Below are 13,919 nucleotides of genomic sequence, written 5' to 3'. Positions count from 1 at the left end.
ACGCTCATAGACAAAGCAATCGTCAAGGATGCGAGGGGTGCTGAGCCCCTCGCCATTCACTGATAGCGGAAGGGTCAGCATGTTGACGGCTGCCCTTCATCCAGTTTTCAGTACAGGTACACCGCGCCCGCGTTGGTGCTGCTTTCGTCGACCTGGTTGCTCCCAACGCCAGTCGATCCACTGTCTTCAGTGGATGCCCCCACGGCCAGGGTAGTGCCGTCACCCGATATCGCCACACGGCCACCAAACCGGTCCCCAGTGCCCGTATTGGGTGCCTTCAGGTAGGCTTGCTGCGCCCAGGTGCCCGCGCTGCGGCGAAACACCAGCACAGCGCCCGCATCCGCAGCGGCGGTGTTGGCCTGGTCGCCATTGAATCCGCGCGCATTGCTGTCGTCCCGGTACGACGGCACCACCAGCGTGTTGCCGTCGCTGGACATGGCCAAGTTGTTGCCAAACCGGTGGGGGGTACGGGTGTTGGAAGCTTTCAAGTACGCCTGCGACTGCCAGACGCCACCTGCGCGAATGAACACAAACACCGCGCCAGAGTTGAGTGCCAGGGTGTTGCGCGGTGGCGGCACGACGAAGGTGCCTGTGTAGTTGCTGCTGTCTCCATCCGTGCCAACCGCCAGCGTGTTGCCGTCGCCTGACAGGATGACCGACACACCGAAGCGGTCCTGCGCTTGGGGACTGGGGGCCTTCAGATAGGCCTGCTGCGACCATGCCCCCGCATTGCGCTGGAACACATAAGCCGCACCGGCATTGGTCAAGGCGTCGTCTGCAGGATCACTCGCCAGGGCGCTGCGCTCAAAGAACGCACCCACCGCCAGGGTGTCGCCCGCGCCCGACAGGCTGAGGTAGATGCCGAAGAAATCTCCCGCACCGGCGTTGGATGCCTTGAGGTAGCTTTGCTGTGCCCAGCTGGTGCCCGTGCGGGCAAAGACGTAGGCCGCCCCGGACGCAGCATAGGCTGCATTGCCGTGTGTTCCGGTCAGGTCACCATCCTCGTTATAGGCCCCGACCGCCAGGGTGTTGCCGTCGTTCGAGAGGGCTACGAATGAACCGAAAAGATCGTCGGCATCTGCGTTGCTCGCCTTGATGAATGCCTGCTGCGACCAGACGGCGCCCGTGCGGGAATACACATAGACGGCGCCTGAGTTGCTGGCCAGGTTGTTGGTGGCGGGCATCGTCGCAAATGTGCCCTTCTGGTCGCCGCTCTCGCCATCCGCGCCGATGGCCAGCGTGTTGCCGTCGGCAGACAGCGCCACGGCATTGCCAAAATAATCGTTGGCCTCGCCGTTGGGGGCGGCAATGCGCGCCTGCTGCGACCACGTGGCGCCACTCTTCGTGAAGACGTACACCGCGCCGGTGTTGCCTCCCTCGCCATAGGCCCCCACGGCCAAGGTGGTGCCGTTGCTGGACAAGGCCACGCGGTTGCCAAAGCGGCCTTCGGCGGTGGTCGCCGACGCTTTGAAGTACCCAACGGCGCGCACCATGTCGGCCGCCACAGACGTCGACGGGGCGCTGCAACCACCCGCATTGCAGGCCTGCACGGTGTAGGTGGCATTCAGCCGCAGGTGCAGCAGCACCGGTACTGCATAGGTCAGCCCTGTGGTGGCGGTGGACCCGATCTGCACGGGTGTCAGCGGGCCTGCGCCATCCGGGTCCTCGTACACCGTGTAGCTGGTTGCACCCGGCGCCGAAGTCCACGAAAAGATCAGCGCCTTCGTCCCGTAGCCAACGCCCAGGCCACCCGGCGCCGGAGGAGCTGGCGGCGGTGGGGGCGGTGGCGGAGGCGGCGTATAGATCGTGCTGCAAAGCACCCTCACCTGGGTGACCGGCGCCACAGCGACTCCGGTGCCAGCTTCGACCGTACAGGCCTGATCCACAGGCTGCGCATACACCGTGACCGCATAGGCGCTGCCGTGAGACACCGGCGATGCAAACCGGAAAGCGCCGTTGTCAGTCAGCAGCAAATCTGCAGCGCCGTTCAGCCGCAGCCTCAGCCCCCCCACTAGGCCCGTGACGGTCCCACCCACCACATAGGTGTTGGTGGTGCAGGTCACCAGGATGTTGGTGACCGGGCCTGTCACCACGCCCGAGCCGTTTTCCACCACGCAGGTCTGCCCCACCGGCTGGGTGCGCACAACAATGTTGTAAGCCTGCCCCTGCGCAACATTGGTGACGTAACTGCCGCTGGCCGTGATGCTCACTTCCGCACCCGCTCCGTTGGCGAGTACCAGGGTGCCCGTCAGCCCCGTCACCGTGCCCCCCACCGGATGCTGCACCGCGGAGGGCGGTGGTGGGGGAGGCGGTGGCTCGGCAGAGTCCCCACCACCGCCTCCGCAAGCTGCCAGGACGCCTGCCATGACCAGAGGCAACGCCCATGCCGCACCGGCAAGCCTCACACGCAGGGCCTCAGCCATGGCAGAAAAATTTCGATACATCAAGGGTTCTCCGGGTCTGTGAACTGCATGGACACTTCAACCCCTCGGGAGGCACGAATAGGTCCGGCTCCCTCGTGCGCGTGCAGGCGGGGTGCCTGGAACTCTATGGCGGGAGAACGCGCAAGCGCACCCCCCTGAAGCAGGGTTGACGCAGAGAATGGAATGGCCCCATAGCGTTTGGCGGGACTCAGAACCCCGGGGTCGCGCCCAACCGACGAGACTGTCAGCCACCGCGCTGGCGGCTGTCTCGCTCAATGGCCCACGTAGCGCCCTGGCCGGTGGCTGATCCACAAGAACCCGCTCATCACCAGCACCGCCAGCACCGAATACGCCACACGGTCTACCGGCACCACCCACAGTGCGAGCAGCACGACGGTGCCATCGATCATCATCTGCACCTTGCCCGCACGCATGCCGTAGCGGCCTTGCAGGTACAGCGACACCACGGTGGCCCCGCCCAGGCTGGAGCGGTGGCGTGCCAGGAACAGGCAGCCCGTGCCCAGCAGCAACCCGCCCAGCAACGAGGCGAACAGCGGGTTCAGGTAGTCCACATGCATCACGTGCGGGAACAGCTCGGTCAGCAGCGACAGCAGGCCCACGCAGACAAAGGTCTTGATCGTGAACTCGCGCCCCATGCGCGTCCAGGCAAACCAGTAGAACGGCAGGTTGACCACAAAGAACAGCTTGCCGAACGAGATGCCGGTGACGTAGTGCAGCAAGAACGCCGCGCCCGCCGTGCCGCCCACCAGCAGCCCCGCCTGGTTGAACAGCATGAGCGCCATGGCCACGAACAGGGTGCCCGCGAACAGGGCCTGGGCGTCTTCAAAGGTGCCATGGCGCAGGGCGGATAGCGGCGGTGCAGCGTCGTGGGCGGGGGGCTGGGTATCGGGCATGGGCGTTCAGCGTTGGGGTGCGTGGCAAAGGCGCGGGGGCTTTCCGCCGGTGGAGTGCTGGGCACTTTGGGACAGCCCGGCGCGCGTCCAGCGTTCAGTCTGCAAGATGAGAAGCAAGCAACGCGCCAGTGCGGGCCAGTGCGCGAAGGTGCCGCTACTTCCCGCCCTTGAACTCCGGTGCGTCCGTGTCCGCCCCCGACTGCGTGCGCAGCACGAACTGGTCGGGCCCATAGACCACCGTGAAGACCTTGGACTGGTTGGGGGCCTCCAGGTAGCGCCAGTCGGCCCAGGTCTCCTTTTTCAGCTCGTAGGGCGTGACCTTGGCGGGCTTGCCCAGCAGGCGGCGCACCTCGTCCATGCGCATGCCGGGCGACACGCGCGCAAAGGTCTCGGGCGTGAGTACCTGGCGCAGCGCGGTCATGCGGCCGTCGGGGCCGATGGTGATCATGTAGTTGACCTGGCCGGCAGGCTGGCGGTTGTACTCGAAGGTGCGCGCGCCACCGGGCTCGTCCCACACGTTCTCGGGGGCGCCGAAGCGGTCGCGCACGTCGGCTTCGGTCGAAACGCCCTCCTTGAGTTCGCTGATGCGTTGCGGGTCGCAGGCGGCAAGCACCAGCAGGGAAAGGGTGGCGGCCGCCAGGGCAGCGGAGCGATATATCAAGCGCATAAATTCGTCCCGGTAAAATCTTGGACCTTCGGTGCATCACTGTGCCTGACGCGTTCCAAGAAAGAGTTCACAGTCCATGTCTATTTTCCGCCGCCCCGACTACCAATCCGACGCCACCCAGTTCATCAACCAGCTCAAGGCGAGCCGTCCCGAACTGGACCAGCAGCAACAAGCCGGCCGTGCCCTGCTGTGGGACAAGCAGGTGGACCGCAAGATCTGGGGCGAGTACCGCGACGCCCAGGTGGCCCAGAAGCCCTACGTATACCAGACCAACGCCGATTGAGCATCTTTTGAGCCGCAAGCGCAGATATTTATTGCGCTGATAGCTCCTGATTCAATAGCAAACCATGACCACTGCGAACGCAGCCGAAGCGGCAGACTCGCCCGGCGCGCCCTCGCTGGACGCGGCGGGCATGCCCGTGGTGGTGGACCAGGTGGCCTTGGCCCGCCTGTACGGCGAACCGCTGTTTGCGCTGCCGCAGGACCTGTACATCCCGCCCGACGCGCTCGAAGTCTTCCTCGAAGCCTTTGAAGGCCCACTGGATTTGCTGCTGTACCTGATCCGCAAGCAGAATTTCAACATCCTCGACATCCCCATGGTGGGGGTGACCAAGCAGTACCTGGCGTATGTGGACGAGATCCGCAGCCGCAACCTGGAACTGGCAGCCGAGTATTTGCTGATGGCCGCCATGCTGATCGAGATCAAGTCACGCATGCTGCTGCCGCCCAAGAAGCAGGCAGAAGGCGAAGAACCCGAAGACCCACGTGCCGAGCTGGTGCGCCGCCTGCTCGAATACGAGCAGATGAAGATGGCTGCCGCACGCCTGGGGCAGATGCCGCAATATGGCCGCGACTTCCTGAAAGCCCAGGTCTACATCGAGCAAAGCCTGCAGCCGCGTTTTCCGGACGTGCATGTGGTGGAGCTGCAGGAGGCCTGGCGCGACATCCTCAAACGCGCCAAGCTGGTACAGCACCACCGGATCACGCGCGAGGAACTCAGCGTGCGCGAATACATGAGCATGGTGCTCAAGACCCTGCAGGGCCGGCGTTTTGTGGAGTTTGAAGAACTCTTCGAGCCCGAAAAAGGCAGCACCGTGCTGGTGGTGACCTTCATTGCGCTGCTGGAGCTGGCCAAAGAGACGCTGATCGAGATCACGCAGGCCGAAGCGTTTGCGCCCATCTACGTGCGCCTGGCCTACACGCCGGCCTAGGGCCGCCTTCCACTGTTCACCGCCCTGGCCGGTGGCCGTGGCATTACCCCCTTCACACGCAAGCCATGGCATCCCACGACTTCGACGTTCTCATCGTAGGCAGCGGCCTCGCCGGCCTCTCGGCCGCCCTGCACCTGGCGCCCACGCACCGCGTGGCCGTGATCACCAAGCGCACGCTGCAAGATGGATCGAGCGGCTGGGCCCAGGGCGGTATTGCCGCCGTGCTGGCCGACGACGACAGCTTTGCCGCGCACATCGAAGACACGCTGGTGGCCGGCGCAGGCCTGTGCGACCTGGCCACCACACGCTTTGTGGTGGAAAACGCACCCGCATCAATCGCCTGGCTGCGCCAGCTGGGCGTGCCCTTCACACTCGAAGGCGACCAGTTGCACCTCACGCGCGAAGGCGGCCACAGCGCGCGCCGCATTGCCCACGTGACCGACGCCACCGGCGCGGCCGTGCAGCGCACGCTGATCGACGTGGTGCGCGCCACGCCCGGCATCACGCTGTTCGAGCAGCACACGCTGGTGGACCTGATCACCACGCGCAAGCTGGGCTTGCCGGGTAACCGCTGCCTGGGGCTGTATGCGCTGGACAGCGACACCGACGAGGTCGTCACCTTCCGCGCACCGCAGACCATTCTGGCCACGGGCGGCGCAGGCAAGGTGTACCTGTACACCACCAACCCCGACACCGCCACGGGCGACGGCATTGCCGCCGCCTGGCGCGCGGGCTGCCGCGTGGCGAACATGGAATTCATCCAGTTCCACCCCACGGGCCTGTACCACCCGCACGAAAAATCCTTCCTCATCAGCGAGGCGGTGCGCGGCGAGGGTGGCAAGCTGCTGCTGCCCCCCTCGGCGGGTGGCACGCGCTTCATGCTCGACCACGACCCGCGCGCCGAACTGGCCCCGCGCGACGTGGTGGCCCGCGCCATCGACTTCGAGATGAAAAAACACGGCCTCGATTGCGTGCACCTCGACATCTCGCACCAGAGCCCCGCGTTTTTGCAAGAGCACTTCCCCAACATCCTGGCCCACTGCGCGTCGCTGGGCATCGACATCACGAAGGAGCCCATCCCGGTGGTGCCCACCGCCCACTTCACCTGTGGCGGCGTGCTGACCGACCTGGCGGGCCGCACCGACCTGCCCGGCCTATACGCCGTGGGCGAGGTGGCCTGCACCGGCCTGCACGGCGCCAACCGCCTGGCCAGCAACTCGCTGCTCGAATGCATGGTGTTTGCACGCGCCGCCGCGCAGGCCATCGCCGCAGCGCCGACCACAGAACTGCCCACCGTGCCCGCCTGGGACGACAGCCGCGTGACCGATGCGGATGAATCCGTCGTCATCTCCCACAACTGGGACGAGCTGCGCCGCTTCATGTGGGACTACGTGGGCATCGTGCGCACCAACAAGCGCCTGGAGCGCGCCGCGCACCGCATTGCGATGCTGCAGGGCGAGATCCAGGAGTTCTACGCACACTTCCACGTCACGCGCGACCTGCTGGAGCTGCGCAACCTGGTGCAGGTGGCCGACCTCATCGTGAAAAGCGCCCAGCTGCGCCGCGAAAGCCGGGGCCTGCATTTCAGCCGCGACTACCCCGAGGTGGCAGCGCCTGCCGCCCCCACCATCCTTGTTCCGCCGGTGAAATGAAACACCCCCTGAGTCGCTTCGCGCCTTCCCCCTCAAGGGGGACGACACCCTCACGGCGGGACGGCCCTTGCTCGGTGTCCCTCGCCCTGGCGGCGCCAGTTGTATGGGCCGATGCCTCAGCACACCACGCGCAAGGACACTCATGACATATAGCGTCAAAGAAATTTTCTACACCCTGCAAGGCGAAGGCGGCCAGGCGGGCACGCCCGCCGTGTTCTGCCGCTTTGCAGGCTGCAACCTCTGGACGGGCCGCGAGCAAGACCGTGCGCAGGCCATCTGCCAATTCTGCGACACCGACTTTGTGGGCACCGACGGCACGCTGGGCGGCAAGTTTGAGACAGCCGCCGCTTTGGCCGAGCTGATCGCTGCGCAATGGCCTGCGGGCGCGAGCCACCGGCTGGTGGTGCTGACCGGCGGCGAGCCCCTGCTGCAGGTCGATGCAGCGCTGATCGACGCGCTGCACGCCCAGCAGTTCCGCATCGCCGTCGAAAGCAACGGCACGGTTGCCGCCCCCGAAGGCATCGACTGGCTGTGCATCAGCCCCAAGGCCGGTGCCCCGTGGGTGCAGCGCAGCGGGCAGGAGCTGAAACTGGTCTGGCCCCAGCCCGGCTTTGACCTGCAGGCGCTGGAGCAGGACACGCAGTTCACCCACCGCTTTCTGCAGCCCATGGACGGCCTGCTGCAGCGCCAGAACACTGCCGCCTGCATTGACGCCTGCCTGGCCCACCCTGCATGGCGATTGAGCCTGCAAACCCACAAGCTCACCGGCATCCGGTGACGCGGTTTTCTTTTCTGGTTCCCGTATGTTGTTCACCATCTCCCAGCGCTTTTTCTTCGACGCCGCCCACACCCTGCGCCGCGAGATCGAGGCCGAAGGCAGCCGTCGCGTACACGGCCACACCTACCACGCCGAAGTGTTCCTGTCCGGCCCGCGCGACCCTGCCACCGGCATGGTGCTGGACCTGGGCCTGCTGCGCCAGGGCCTGGCCGTGGTGCGCGAGCAGCTGGACCACCACATGCTCGACGAAGTGCCCGGCCTTGGCACACCCACGCTGGAGAACCTGTGCCTGTTCATCGCCCAGGCGCTGCCCGCCGACCTGCGCGCCAGCCTGAGCCGCGTGCGCGTGTGGCGCGAGGCGCTGGGCGACAGCTGCGCGCTGGACTTTCCACAGCCCTGACCGGCCATGGCCCTGCCACCGGCAGGCCACCCTCCACAAGTTCACAGACTTCACCCAAGGAAGCCCGATGTTCCGCACCCTGCTCAAATCCAAGATCCACCGCGTGGCCGTGACCCAGTGCGAGCTGCACTACGAAGGCTCCTGCGCCATCGACGAAGACCTGCTGGATGCCGCCAACATCGCAGAGAACGAGCAGATCCACATCTGGAACATCAACAACGGCGAGCGCTTTGTCACCTATGCCATCAAGGGCCAGCGCGGCAGCGGCATGATCTCGGTGAACGGCTCGGCCGCACGCCGTGCTGCAGTGGGCGATCTCATCATCATTGCGGCCTTCGCCCAGGTGCACGAAGACCAGGTGGCCGCGCACCAGCCGCAGCTGGTGTTTGTGGACGACCACAACCGCCAGACGGAACTGCGCCACGCAGTGCCCACGCAGGCCCTGTAACGATGGCGCCGACCCATGACGCTCTGGTGGCCCGCAGCCTGGCTGCCGTTTGGCACCCGTGCACCCAGATGAAGCGGCACGAGGCCCAGCCCCCCGTGGCGATTGCCCGCGCGCAGGGCCCGTGGCTCTACGGCACCGATGGGAACCGCTACCTGGACGGCATCAGCTCCTGGTGGGTCAACCTGTTCGGCCACAGCCACCCACACATCCAGGCCGCGCTAGTGGACCAACTGGGCCAGCTAGACCACGTGATGCTGGCGGGCTTTACCCACGCGCCCGTGGTGGAGTTGTCCGAGCGCCTGGCCGCCCTCACCGGCCTGGGCCATGCGTTCTATGGCAGCGACGGCGCAGCCGCCACCGAGATCGCCCTGAAGATGAGCGCGCACTACTGGCGCAACACCGGTCGCCCCGCCAAGAGCCGCTTTGTGGGCCTGGCCGGTGGCTACCACGGCGAAACCGTGGGCGCTCTGGCCGTGACCGACATTGCGATCTTTCGCGAAGCCTATGCCCCGCTGGTGCGCCTGGCCGACACCGTGCCCAGCCCTGACGCACGCGGTGCGGCACCGGGGGAGACCGCACAGGACGTGGCCCGACGCGCCGCTGCCGCGCTGGAAGCATGGCTGCAGGAGCACCACACAACCACCGCCGCCTTCATCGTCGAGCCCCTGGTGCAATGTGCGGCCGGCATGGCGATGCACGACCCCGAATACCTGCGCCTGGCACGTGCGCTGTGCAGCCGCTACGAGGTGCACCTGGTGGTAGACGAAATCGCCGTGGGCTTTGGCCGCACGGGCACCATGTTCGCCCACCAGCAGGCCGGAATCCGGCCGGATTTCATTTGCCTGTCCAAAGGCCTCACGGGCGGCACACTGCCGCTGTCGGCCGTGCTCACCACCGATGCGGTGTACGCCGCGTTCTACGACGACGATGTGGCGCGGGGCTTTCTGCATTCGCACTCCTACACCGGCAACCCGCTGGCCTGCCGCGCGGCGCTGGCCACGCTGGAACTGTTTGAGCAACTGGATGCACTGAAAACCAACAAGGCACTGGCGCAGCGCATCGATGTGGCCTGTGCACCCCTCACGCAGCACCCGCGTGTGCGGTATACACGGCGGCTGGGAATGATCTGGGCCTGGGATGTAGACACTACCCTGCCCGACTTTGCGCGCCGTTACCACCAGCACGCCATGGCACGCGGATTGGTACTGCGACCCATTGGCAAAACGCTGTACGCCATGCCGCCCTATGCGCTCGACGACGAGGCCGTCCAGTGCCTTGCCAGCGGCGCGCTTGATGCGCTGAACGCCACCCTGCAGGAGGAAAGTTGATGATGGGATGTTTTGTGACCGGCACCGACACCGGTGTCGGCAAGACGCTGGTGTCCGCCGGGCTGCTGCACGCTCTGGCGCGCCACCACCGCCGCGTGGTGGGCATGAAGCCCGTGGCGGCTGGCCTGGTGCCCTGGGGGGACGACTGGGCCAGTGAAGACGCGATTGCGCTGCGCTCGGCCTCTACCCTGGCCGTGCCGCCATCGCTGGACAACCCCGTGCTACTGCCCGACCCGCTCTCGCCCCACATCGCCGCGGCGCGGGCGGGTGTGCAGATCGACATCGCTGCCATCGTCGCCAGCTACCAAACGCTGGCCGCTCAGGCCGACGCCGTGGTGGTGGAAGGAGCAGGCGGCTTTCATGTGCCGCTCACCGATACGCTGACTGGCGCAGACCTTGCCCAGGCCCTGGCCTTGCCGGTGGTGCTGGTGGTGGGTTTGCGGCTGGGCTGCCTGAACCATGCGTTGCTGACCGCCGAGGCCATCCGTGCGCGGGGCCTCACGCTGGCGGGCTGGGTGGCCAACCGCGTGGACCCCGACATGGAGGCGGTGGAGGACAACATTGCCTACCTGCGCACCCGGCTGGGTGCACCGCTGCTGGCCGATGTGCCGCACCAGGAGCTACCCGAACCCGGCAGCCTGGTGTTTGATTTGCCCAAGGACTGGCGATGACAAGCGCCACGGCACCACAAACGTCGTGGCTCGACGAGATCCCCGCGCGCCTGGCCGACATCGAACGCGCCCACCTGCTGCGCCGCCGCCGTGTGGTGCAGCCCGCCGGCGGTGCCCGCCTGCTGGTGGACGGCCGGCCCATGCTGGCCTTTTGCAGCAACGACTACCTGGGCCTGACCGGCCACCCTGCGCTGGCCGAAGCCGCGCGCGAGGCCACACACCACTATGGCGTGGGCTCGGGCGGCTCGCCGCTGGTCAGCGGCCACAGCGCTGCCAACGATGCGCTGGAGCACGATCTGGCGGCCTATGTACAACTGCCCCGGGCCCTGTACTTCTACGCGGGCTATGCCACCAACACCGGCATCATCCCCGCGCTGGTGGGTGACGGCGATGCGCTGTTCTCCGATGCACTCAACCACGCCTGCCTGATCGACGGTGCCCGACTGTCGCGCGCCACCATCCACCGCTATCCCCACGCCGACCTGGCAGCGCTGGAAGCGCAGCTTGCCGCCAGCCCCGCTCGGCGCAAGCTGGTGATCAGCGATGCGGTGTTCAGCATGGACGGCGATCTCATCGACATCCCAGCCCTGCTCGCGCTGTGTGAGCGCTACGACGCGCTGTTGTTGCTGGACGATGCCCACGGCTTTGGCGTGCTGGGCCCCCAGGGGCGCGGCAGCCTGGCACAGGCGGGGCTGACGAGCCCCCACGCCTCGCACCGCGTGCTGTACATGGCCACGCTGGGCAAGGCAGCGGGCGTGGCGGGCGCTTTTGTGGCCGGCGATGCAGCCCTCATCGAATGGCTGCTGCAAAAAACGCGCACCTACATCTTTGCCACCGCCGCGCCACCGCTGCTGGCGAGCGCACTGCGCCAAAGCCTGCGGATCATGGAGGCGGCCGACGACCGGCGTGCACATCTGGACGGACTCATCGCGCAACTGCGCCAAGGCCTGTCCACATTGCCTGCATCGCTGGGCTGGCACCTGCTGCCGTCGCACACCCCCGTGCAGGCCCTGATCATCGGCAGCAACGAAGCGGCGCTGGCGGTGATGGAAGGCCTGCGCGCCAAAGGACTGTGGGTGCCTGCCATCCGCCCGCCCACCGTGCCAGCGGGCACGGCGCGGCTGCGCATTGCGCTGTCCGCCGCGCACACCACCGACGATGTGGCGCAACTGCTGGCCGCGCTGCATGCGCTGGCGACACCGTTGATGAGTCGCTGACAAGCCGCAGTACCATGCACAGCCCAGGCGCCCTGCCAATGCAGGCCCTCCCCTATCCTTCCAGCGAGACGATTCCATGCCCCACCTGACCATCGAATACTCGGCCAACCTGCCCCACTACCCCGAAGCCGAAACCTTGACGGCCCTGAACTCCGCCCTGTGCGCACATCCCCAGGTGCAGGACGAGGCCGACCTGAAGACGCGCTTCATCGTGGCCGACAGCTTCGAGATCGGCATCGCGCCCGCCAACCGCGCCTTTGTGCACGCACAACTGCGCCTGCTGTCAGGCCGCACGCCCGAGGCCAAGAAGGAGCTGTCCGACCTCATTGCCGCGGTACTGCGCGAGCGCACCCCCAAGCCCCAGGGCGTGATGGTGCAATTGAGCGTGGAGATCGTCGATATGGACCGGGGCTCGTACGCCAAAGAGCGGCTCTGACGCTGCGCTCCTGCCCCCCCGCCTCAGGCCCCGTCGCCTGCGTTGCCGGTGATCGGCTGCAGGATGCCCGTGATGTAGCTGGAGCAACACGGGGCCGCCAGGAACACGCCGGCGGGCGAAATCTCCTCGGGTTGCATCGGGCAGTCCAGACGTGTTGTGACGCCAACCTTTTCCACCTCTTTGGCCGGGCGCTCCGCCGGGATCCGCGGTGCCCACACCGGCCCAGGCGCCACCGCTTTCACGCGGATTCCCCGGTCGGCAAGTTATGCGCCAGCCCCTGGGTAAAGGCATGGATCGCACCCTTGGTGGCCGGGAGCGAAGGGGACGGAGGCGGTCATGGCGGAATGTCTTTCTGCCGACAGGGGCTCCAGGTCAACCGGAGCCAAAAAAAGGGGCGCCTGGGCTTCAAGGCCAGTGCGCCCACGGTGGTACGGACGGCGAGTTCAACGACCGGGCCGGGGCAGCACACACTGCCCCGGCCCGGCCGCGTCAGTCGCAGCAACGGTCAGCTGGCATCCTTGGACTTGCCGGTATTGCCCTGGTTGCCGCCAGACGCAGTGCTGGATGCGCTCTGGGAGCCCGCACCTTTCTGGTTCTGCTGACCAGGCTGCTGCTGGCCCGAACTGCCGCTGGTGCGTGTGGATCGCCACTGGCTGAAGTCATCCGAGAACTTCTGGTAGCGCTCCTTGCGCCAGCTGTCGTAGTCGTCATCCAGCATGCGCAGTTGCTCGTCGCGCCACTGCTGGTAGTCGGGATCGCGGTGGCCGCGGCTCTGCTGGGCGGGCGGTGCATTGCGGGTGAAGCCATAGGCGTTGCCGTAGCCACCCTGGCCGCGTTCATCGTCGCGATAGGGCGAGGCAAAGCGCCCTTCGTCATCGCGAAAGCCCTGGCTCTCGTACGGGGCGCCCCATGCCTGGTGCTGACGGGCTGGGCCGTTGTCGTAGCCTGAGCGGCCCTGAGGCCCATACGCGCCAAAGCTTTCGCGCCCGGTGCGTGGGTAGCCCTGCGATTCGCCACGGCTGCGGTTCAGGCCGTACTGGCCGTAGCGTTCGTGGCCATTGCGTTCTTGCTCATAGCGGTCGCTGCGGTCATTGCGGTTCTCGAACTCCTGGCGGTAACCGCCAGGGCTGCTGCCGCGATGGTCTTCGCTGCCGTAGCCCTGGTGGTCACCGCGCTCGGTAAAGCGCATGTCGTCGGCATCGCGGCCCATGCCATGGCGGGAAAAGTTGCTGTCGTCGCTGTCTCTGTAGCCCATGGTGCTCTCCTTGCGGTCAATGGGAATATCAAAAGTTGAAAGTGAATAGGAATGGAAGGGTGCGGCTGGCCACATGCTGTTGTGGCCTGCCTGGTCTCAGGGCTGGCTCTTGTGCGAATCGCGACTGCCTTGCTGCTTCTGGTCGCGGCCCTGCGCGTGTGTGTCGGCGTCGTTGCGGGCACCTTGCTGGCGGTGGGTGTTGCCGCCCGTGCTCTGCTCGGCCTGCTGCTGCCCGGCGGGCGACTGGCGCTGAGACGAAGGAGTGTTGGGCTGGTTCTGCGGGTTGTTTTGAGACATGGTGGCTCCTGTCGAAGTGGTTGAACAAAGGTGGCACACAAAGCCTGCAAAGGCGTCTTGTGTGGGTTCATGTTCGAGGGGCACCGCAGCGCTTTTTGTAGGCCGTGTCCTATAGGCCTGTGGGCCAGGTGCGATGCGGTGTAAGCAAGCGCACAGCAGGTAGCGGGATGCAAAAGGGGGCATTTGCCAGACCGCAGCAACCGGCCTTGCCAGGCCGGTGCG

15 protein-coding genes and 1 pseudogene are annotated in these 13,919 nt (G+C 66.4%); 10 read left to right on the top strand and 6 right to left on the bottom strand.

Annotation, left to right across the window (positions count from 1 at the left end):
* Positions 1 to 107: 107 nt before the first annotated feature.
* From ATF69_RS17495 to ATF69_RS17485, 3 genes are all read right to left on the bottom strand, one after another.
* Positions 108 to 2,285, bottom strand: a complete 2,178-nt coding sequence (locus tag ATF69_RS17495) for an integrin (protein WP_158641494.1) — start codon at positions 2,283 to 2,285, stop codon at positions 108 to 110.
* Between the two features lie 410 nt (positions 2,286 to 2,695).
* Positions 2,696 to 3,337 (bottom strand): YitT family protein, encoded by a 642-nt coding sequence (locus ATF69_RS17490; RefSeq protein WP_056058586.1) that lies wholly within the window; start codon positions 3,335 to 3,337, stop codon positions 2,696 to 2,698.
* A gap of 154 nt (positions 3,338 to 3,491) precedes the next feature.
* A complete protein-coding gene (locus ATF69_RS17485) occupies positions 3,492 to 4,004 on the bottom strand; it encodes an outer membrane protein assembly factor BamE (protein WP_146871767.1) in 513 nt (170 codons plus the stop codon).
* Between the two features lie 76 nt (positions 4,005 to 4,080).
* On the opposite strand from ATF69_RS17485, the gene ATF69_RS17480 reads away from it, so the two are divergent.
* From ATF69_RS17480 to ATF69_RS17435, 10 genes are all read left to right on the top strand, one after another.
* Positions 4,081 to 4,287: a DUF3460 family protein gene (locus ATF69_RS17480; protein WP_056058580.1), complete on the top strand. Its 207-nt coding sequence runs from the start codon at positions 4,081 to 4,083 to the stop codon at positions 4,285 to 4,287.
* Between the two features lie 64 nt (positions 4,288 to 4,351).
* On the top strand, positions 4,352 to 5,215 hold the full coding sequence (locus tag ATF69_RS17475) for a segregation and condensation protein A (RefSeq protein ID WP_056058577.1): 864 nt from the start codon (positions 4,352 to 4,354) through the stop codon (positions 5,213 to 5,215).
* Between the two features lie 65 nt (positions 5,216 to 5,280).
* Positions 5,281 to 6,867 (top strand): L-aspartate oxidase, encoded by a 1,587-nt coding sequence (gene nadB / locus ATF69_RS17470; protein ID WP_146871766.1) that lies wholly within the window; start codon positions 5,281 to 5,283, stop codon positions 6,865 to 6,867.
* Between the two features lie 142 nt (positions 6,868 to 7,009).
* On the top strand, positions 7,010 to 7,645 hold the full coding sequence (gene queE / locus ATF69_RS17465) for a 7-carboxy-7-deazaguanine synthase (RefSeq protein ID WP_146871765.1): 636 nt from the start codon (positions 7,010 to 7,012) through the stop codon (positions 7,643 to 7,645).
* Positions 7,646 to 7,670: 25 nt separating this feature from the next.
* The gene (locus ATF69_RS17460; RefSeq protein WP_146871764.1) at positions 7,671 to 8,045 is read left to right on the top strand and encodes a 6-pyruvoyl trahydropterin synthase family protein; all 375 of its coding nucleotides are present in this window, start codon (positions 7,671 to 7,673) and stop codon (positions 8,043 to 8,045) included.
* A 67-nt stretch (positions 8,046 to 8,112) separates the two neighbouring features.
* A complete protein-coding gene (gene panD, locus ATF69_RS17455; RefSeq protein ID WP_056058565.1) occupies positions 8,113 to 8,493 on the top strand; it encodes an aspartate 1-decarboxylase in 381 nt (126 codons plus the stop codon).
* 2 nt (positions 8,494 to 8,495) lie between these two features.
* Positions 8,496 to 9,821: an adenosylmethionine--8-amino-7-oxononanoate transaminase gene (bioA, locus tag ATF69_RS17450; RefSeq protein ID WP_146871763.1), complete on the top strand. Its 1,326-nt coding sequence runs from the start codon at positions 8,496 to 8,498 to the stop codon at positions 9,819 to 9,821.
* Positions 9,821 to 10,492: a dethiobiotin synthase gene (gene bioD, locus ATF69_RS17445; protein ID WP_056058559.1), complete on the top strand. Its 672-nt coding sequence runs from the start codon at positions 9,821 to 9,823 to the stop codon at positions 10,490 to 10,492. The genes bioA and bioD overlap by 1 nt, the downstream gene beginning before the upstream one ends.
* Positions 10,489 to 11,709, top strand: coding sequence for an 8-amino-7-oxononanoate synthase (gene bioF / locus ATF69_RS17440; protein ID WP_146871762.1), 1,221 nt, complete (start codon positions 10,489 to 10,491; stop codon positions 11,707 to 11,709). The genes bioD and bioF overlap by 4 nt, the downstream gene beginning before the upstream one ends.
* Positions 11,710 to 11,785: 76 nt before the next feature.
* Entirely contained in the window at positions 11,786 to 12,145 is a 360-nt protein-coding gene (locus tag ATF69_RS17435; protein ID WP_056058553.1) for a 5-carboxymethyl-2-hydroxymuconate Delta-isomerase, read from the top strand.
* 23 nt (positions 12,146 to 12,168) lie between these two features.
* On the opposite strand, the pseudogene ATF69_RS23190 reads toward ATF69_RS17435, so the two are convergent.
* The 3 genes and pseudogenes from ATF69_RS23190 to ATF69_RS17420 all read right to left on the bottom strand — a co-directional run.
* Positions 12,169 to 12,455 (bottom strand): annotated as a pseudogene (locus tag ATF69_RS23190) (SDR family oxidoreductase); the annotation flags it as partial.
* A gap of 195 nt (positions 12,456 to 12,650) precedes the next feature.
* Positions 12,651 to 13,400, bottom strand: coding sequence for a hypothetical protein (locus tag ATF69_RS17425; RefSeq protein WP_146871761.1), 750 nt, complete (start codon positions 13,398 to 13,400; stop codon positions 12,651 to 12,653).
* A gap of 96 nt (positions 13,401 to 13,496) precedes the next feature.
* On the bottom strand, positions 13,497 to 13,697 hold the full coding sequence (locus ATF69_RS17420) for a hypothetical protein (RefSeq protein ID WP_056058943.1): 201 nt from the start codon (positions 13,695 to 13,697) through the stop codon (positions 13,497 to 13,499).
* Positions 13,698 to 13,919 lie beyond the last annotated feature (222 nt).

Source organism: Acidovorax delafieldii (assembly GCF_007993815.1).
Lineage (GTDB): Bacteria > Pseudomonadota > Gammaproteobacteria > Burkholderiales > Burkholderiaceae_C > Acidovorax > Acidovorax delafieldii.
The sequence above is the reverse complement of the archived record's forward strand: the minus strand, read 5'-3'. Positions and strand labels throughout refer to the sequence as shown.

Excerpts from the sequence above, each read along its gene's own strand:
- ATF69_RS17490 (WP_056058586.1), bottom strand. The coding sequence starts at position 3,337 with ATGCCCGATACCCAGCCCCCCGCCCACGACGCTGCACCGCCGCTATCC.
- ATF69_RS17485 (WP_146871767.1), bottom strand. The coding sequence starts at position 4,004 with ATGCGCTTGATATATCGCTCCGCTGCCCTGGCGGCCGCCACCCTTTCC.
- ATF69_RS17480 (WP_056058580.1), top strand. The coding sequence starts at position 4,081 with ATGTCTATTTTCCGCCGCCCCGACTACCAATCCGACGCCACCCAGTTC.
- ATF69_RS17475 (WP_056058577.1), top strand. The coding sequence starts at position 4,352 with ATGACCACTGCGAACGCAGCCGAAGCGGCAGACTCGCCCGGCGCGCCC.
- nadB (WP_146871766.1), top strand. The coding sequence starts at position 5,281 with ATGGCATCCCACGACTTCGACGTTCTCATCGTAGGCAGCGGCCTCGCC.
- queE (WP_146871765.1), top strand. The coding sequence starts at position 7,010 with ATGACATATAGCGTCAAAGAAATTTTCTACACCCTGCAAGGCGAAGGC.
- ATF69_RS17460 (WP_146871764.1), top strand. The coding sequence starts at position 7,671 with ATGTTGTTCACCATCTCCCAGCGCTTTTTCTTCGACGCCGCCCACACC.
- panD (WP_056058565.1), top strand. The coding sequence starts at position 8,113 with ATGTTCCGCACCCTGCTCAAATCCAAGATCCACCGCGTGGCCGTGACC.
- bioA (WP_146871763.1), top strand. The coding sequence starts at position 8,496 with ATGGCGCCGACCCATGACGCTCTGGTGGCCCGCAGCCTGGCTGCCGTT.
- bioD (WP_056058559.1), top strand. The coding sequence starts at position 9,821 with ATGATGGGATGTTTTGTGACCGGCACCGACACCGGTGTCGGCAAGACG.
- bioF (WP_146871762.1), top strand. The coding sequence starts at position 10,489 with ATGACAAGCGCCACGGCACCACAAACGTCGTGGCTCGACGAGATCCCC.
- ATF69_RS17435 (WP_056058553.1), top strand. The coding sequence starts at position 11,786 with ATGCCCCACCTGACCATCGAATACTCGGCCAACCTGCCCCACTACCCC.
- ATF69_RS17425 (WP_146871761.1), bottom strand. The coding sequence starts at position 13,400 with ATGGGCTACAGAGACAGCGACGACAGCAACTTTTCCCGCCATGGCATG.
- ATF69_RS17420 (WP_056058943.1), bottom strand. The coding sequence starts at position 13,697 with ATGTCTCAAAACAACCCGCAGAACCAGCCCAACACTCCTTCGTCTCAG.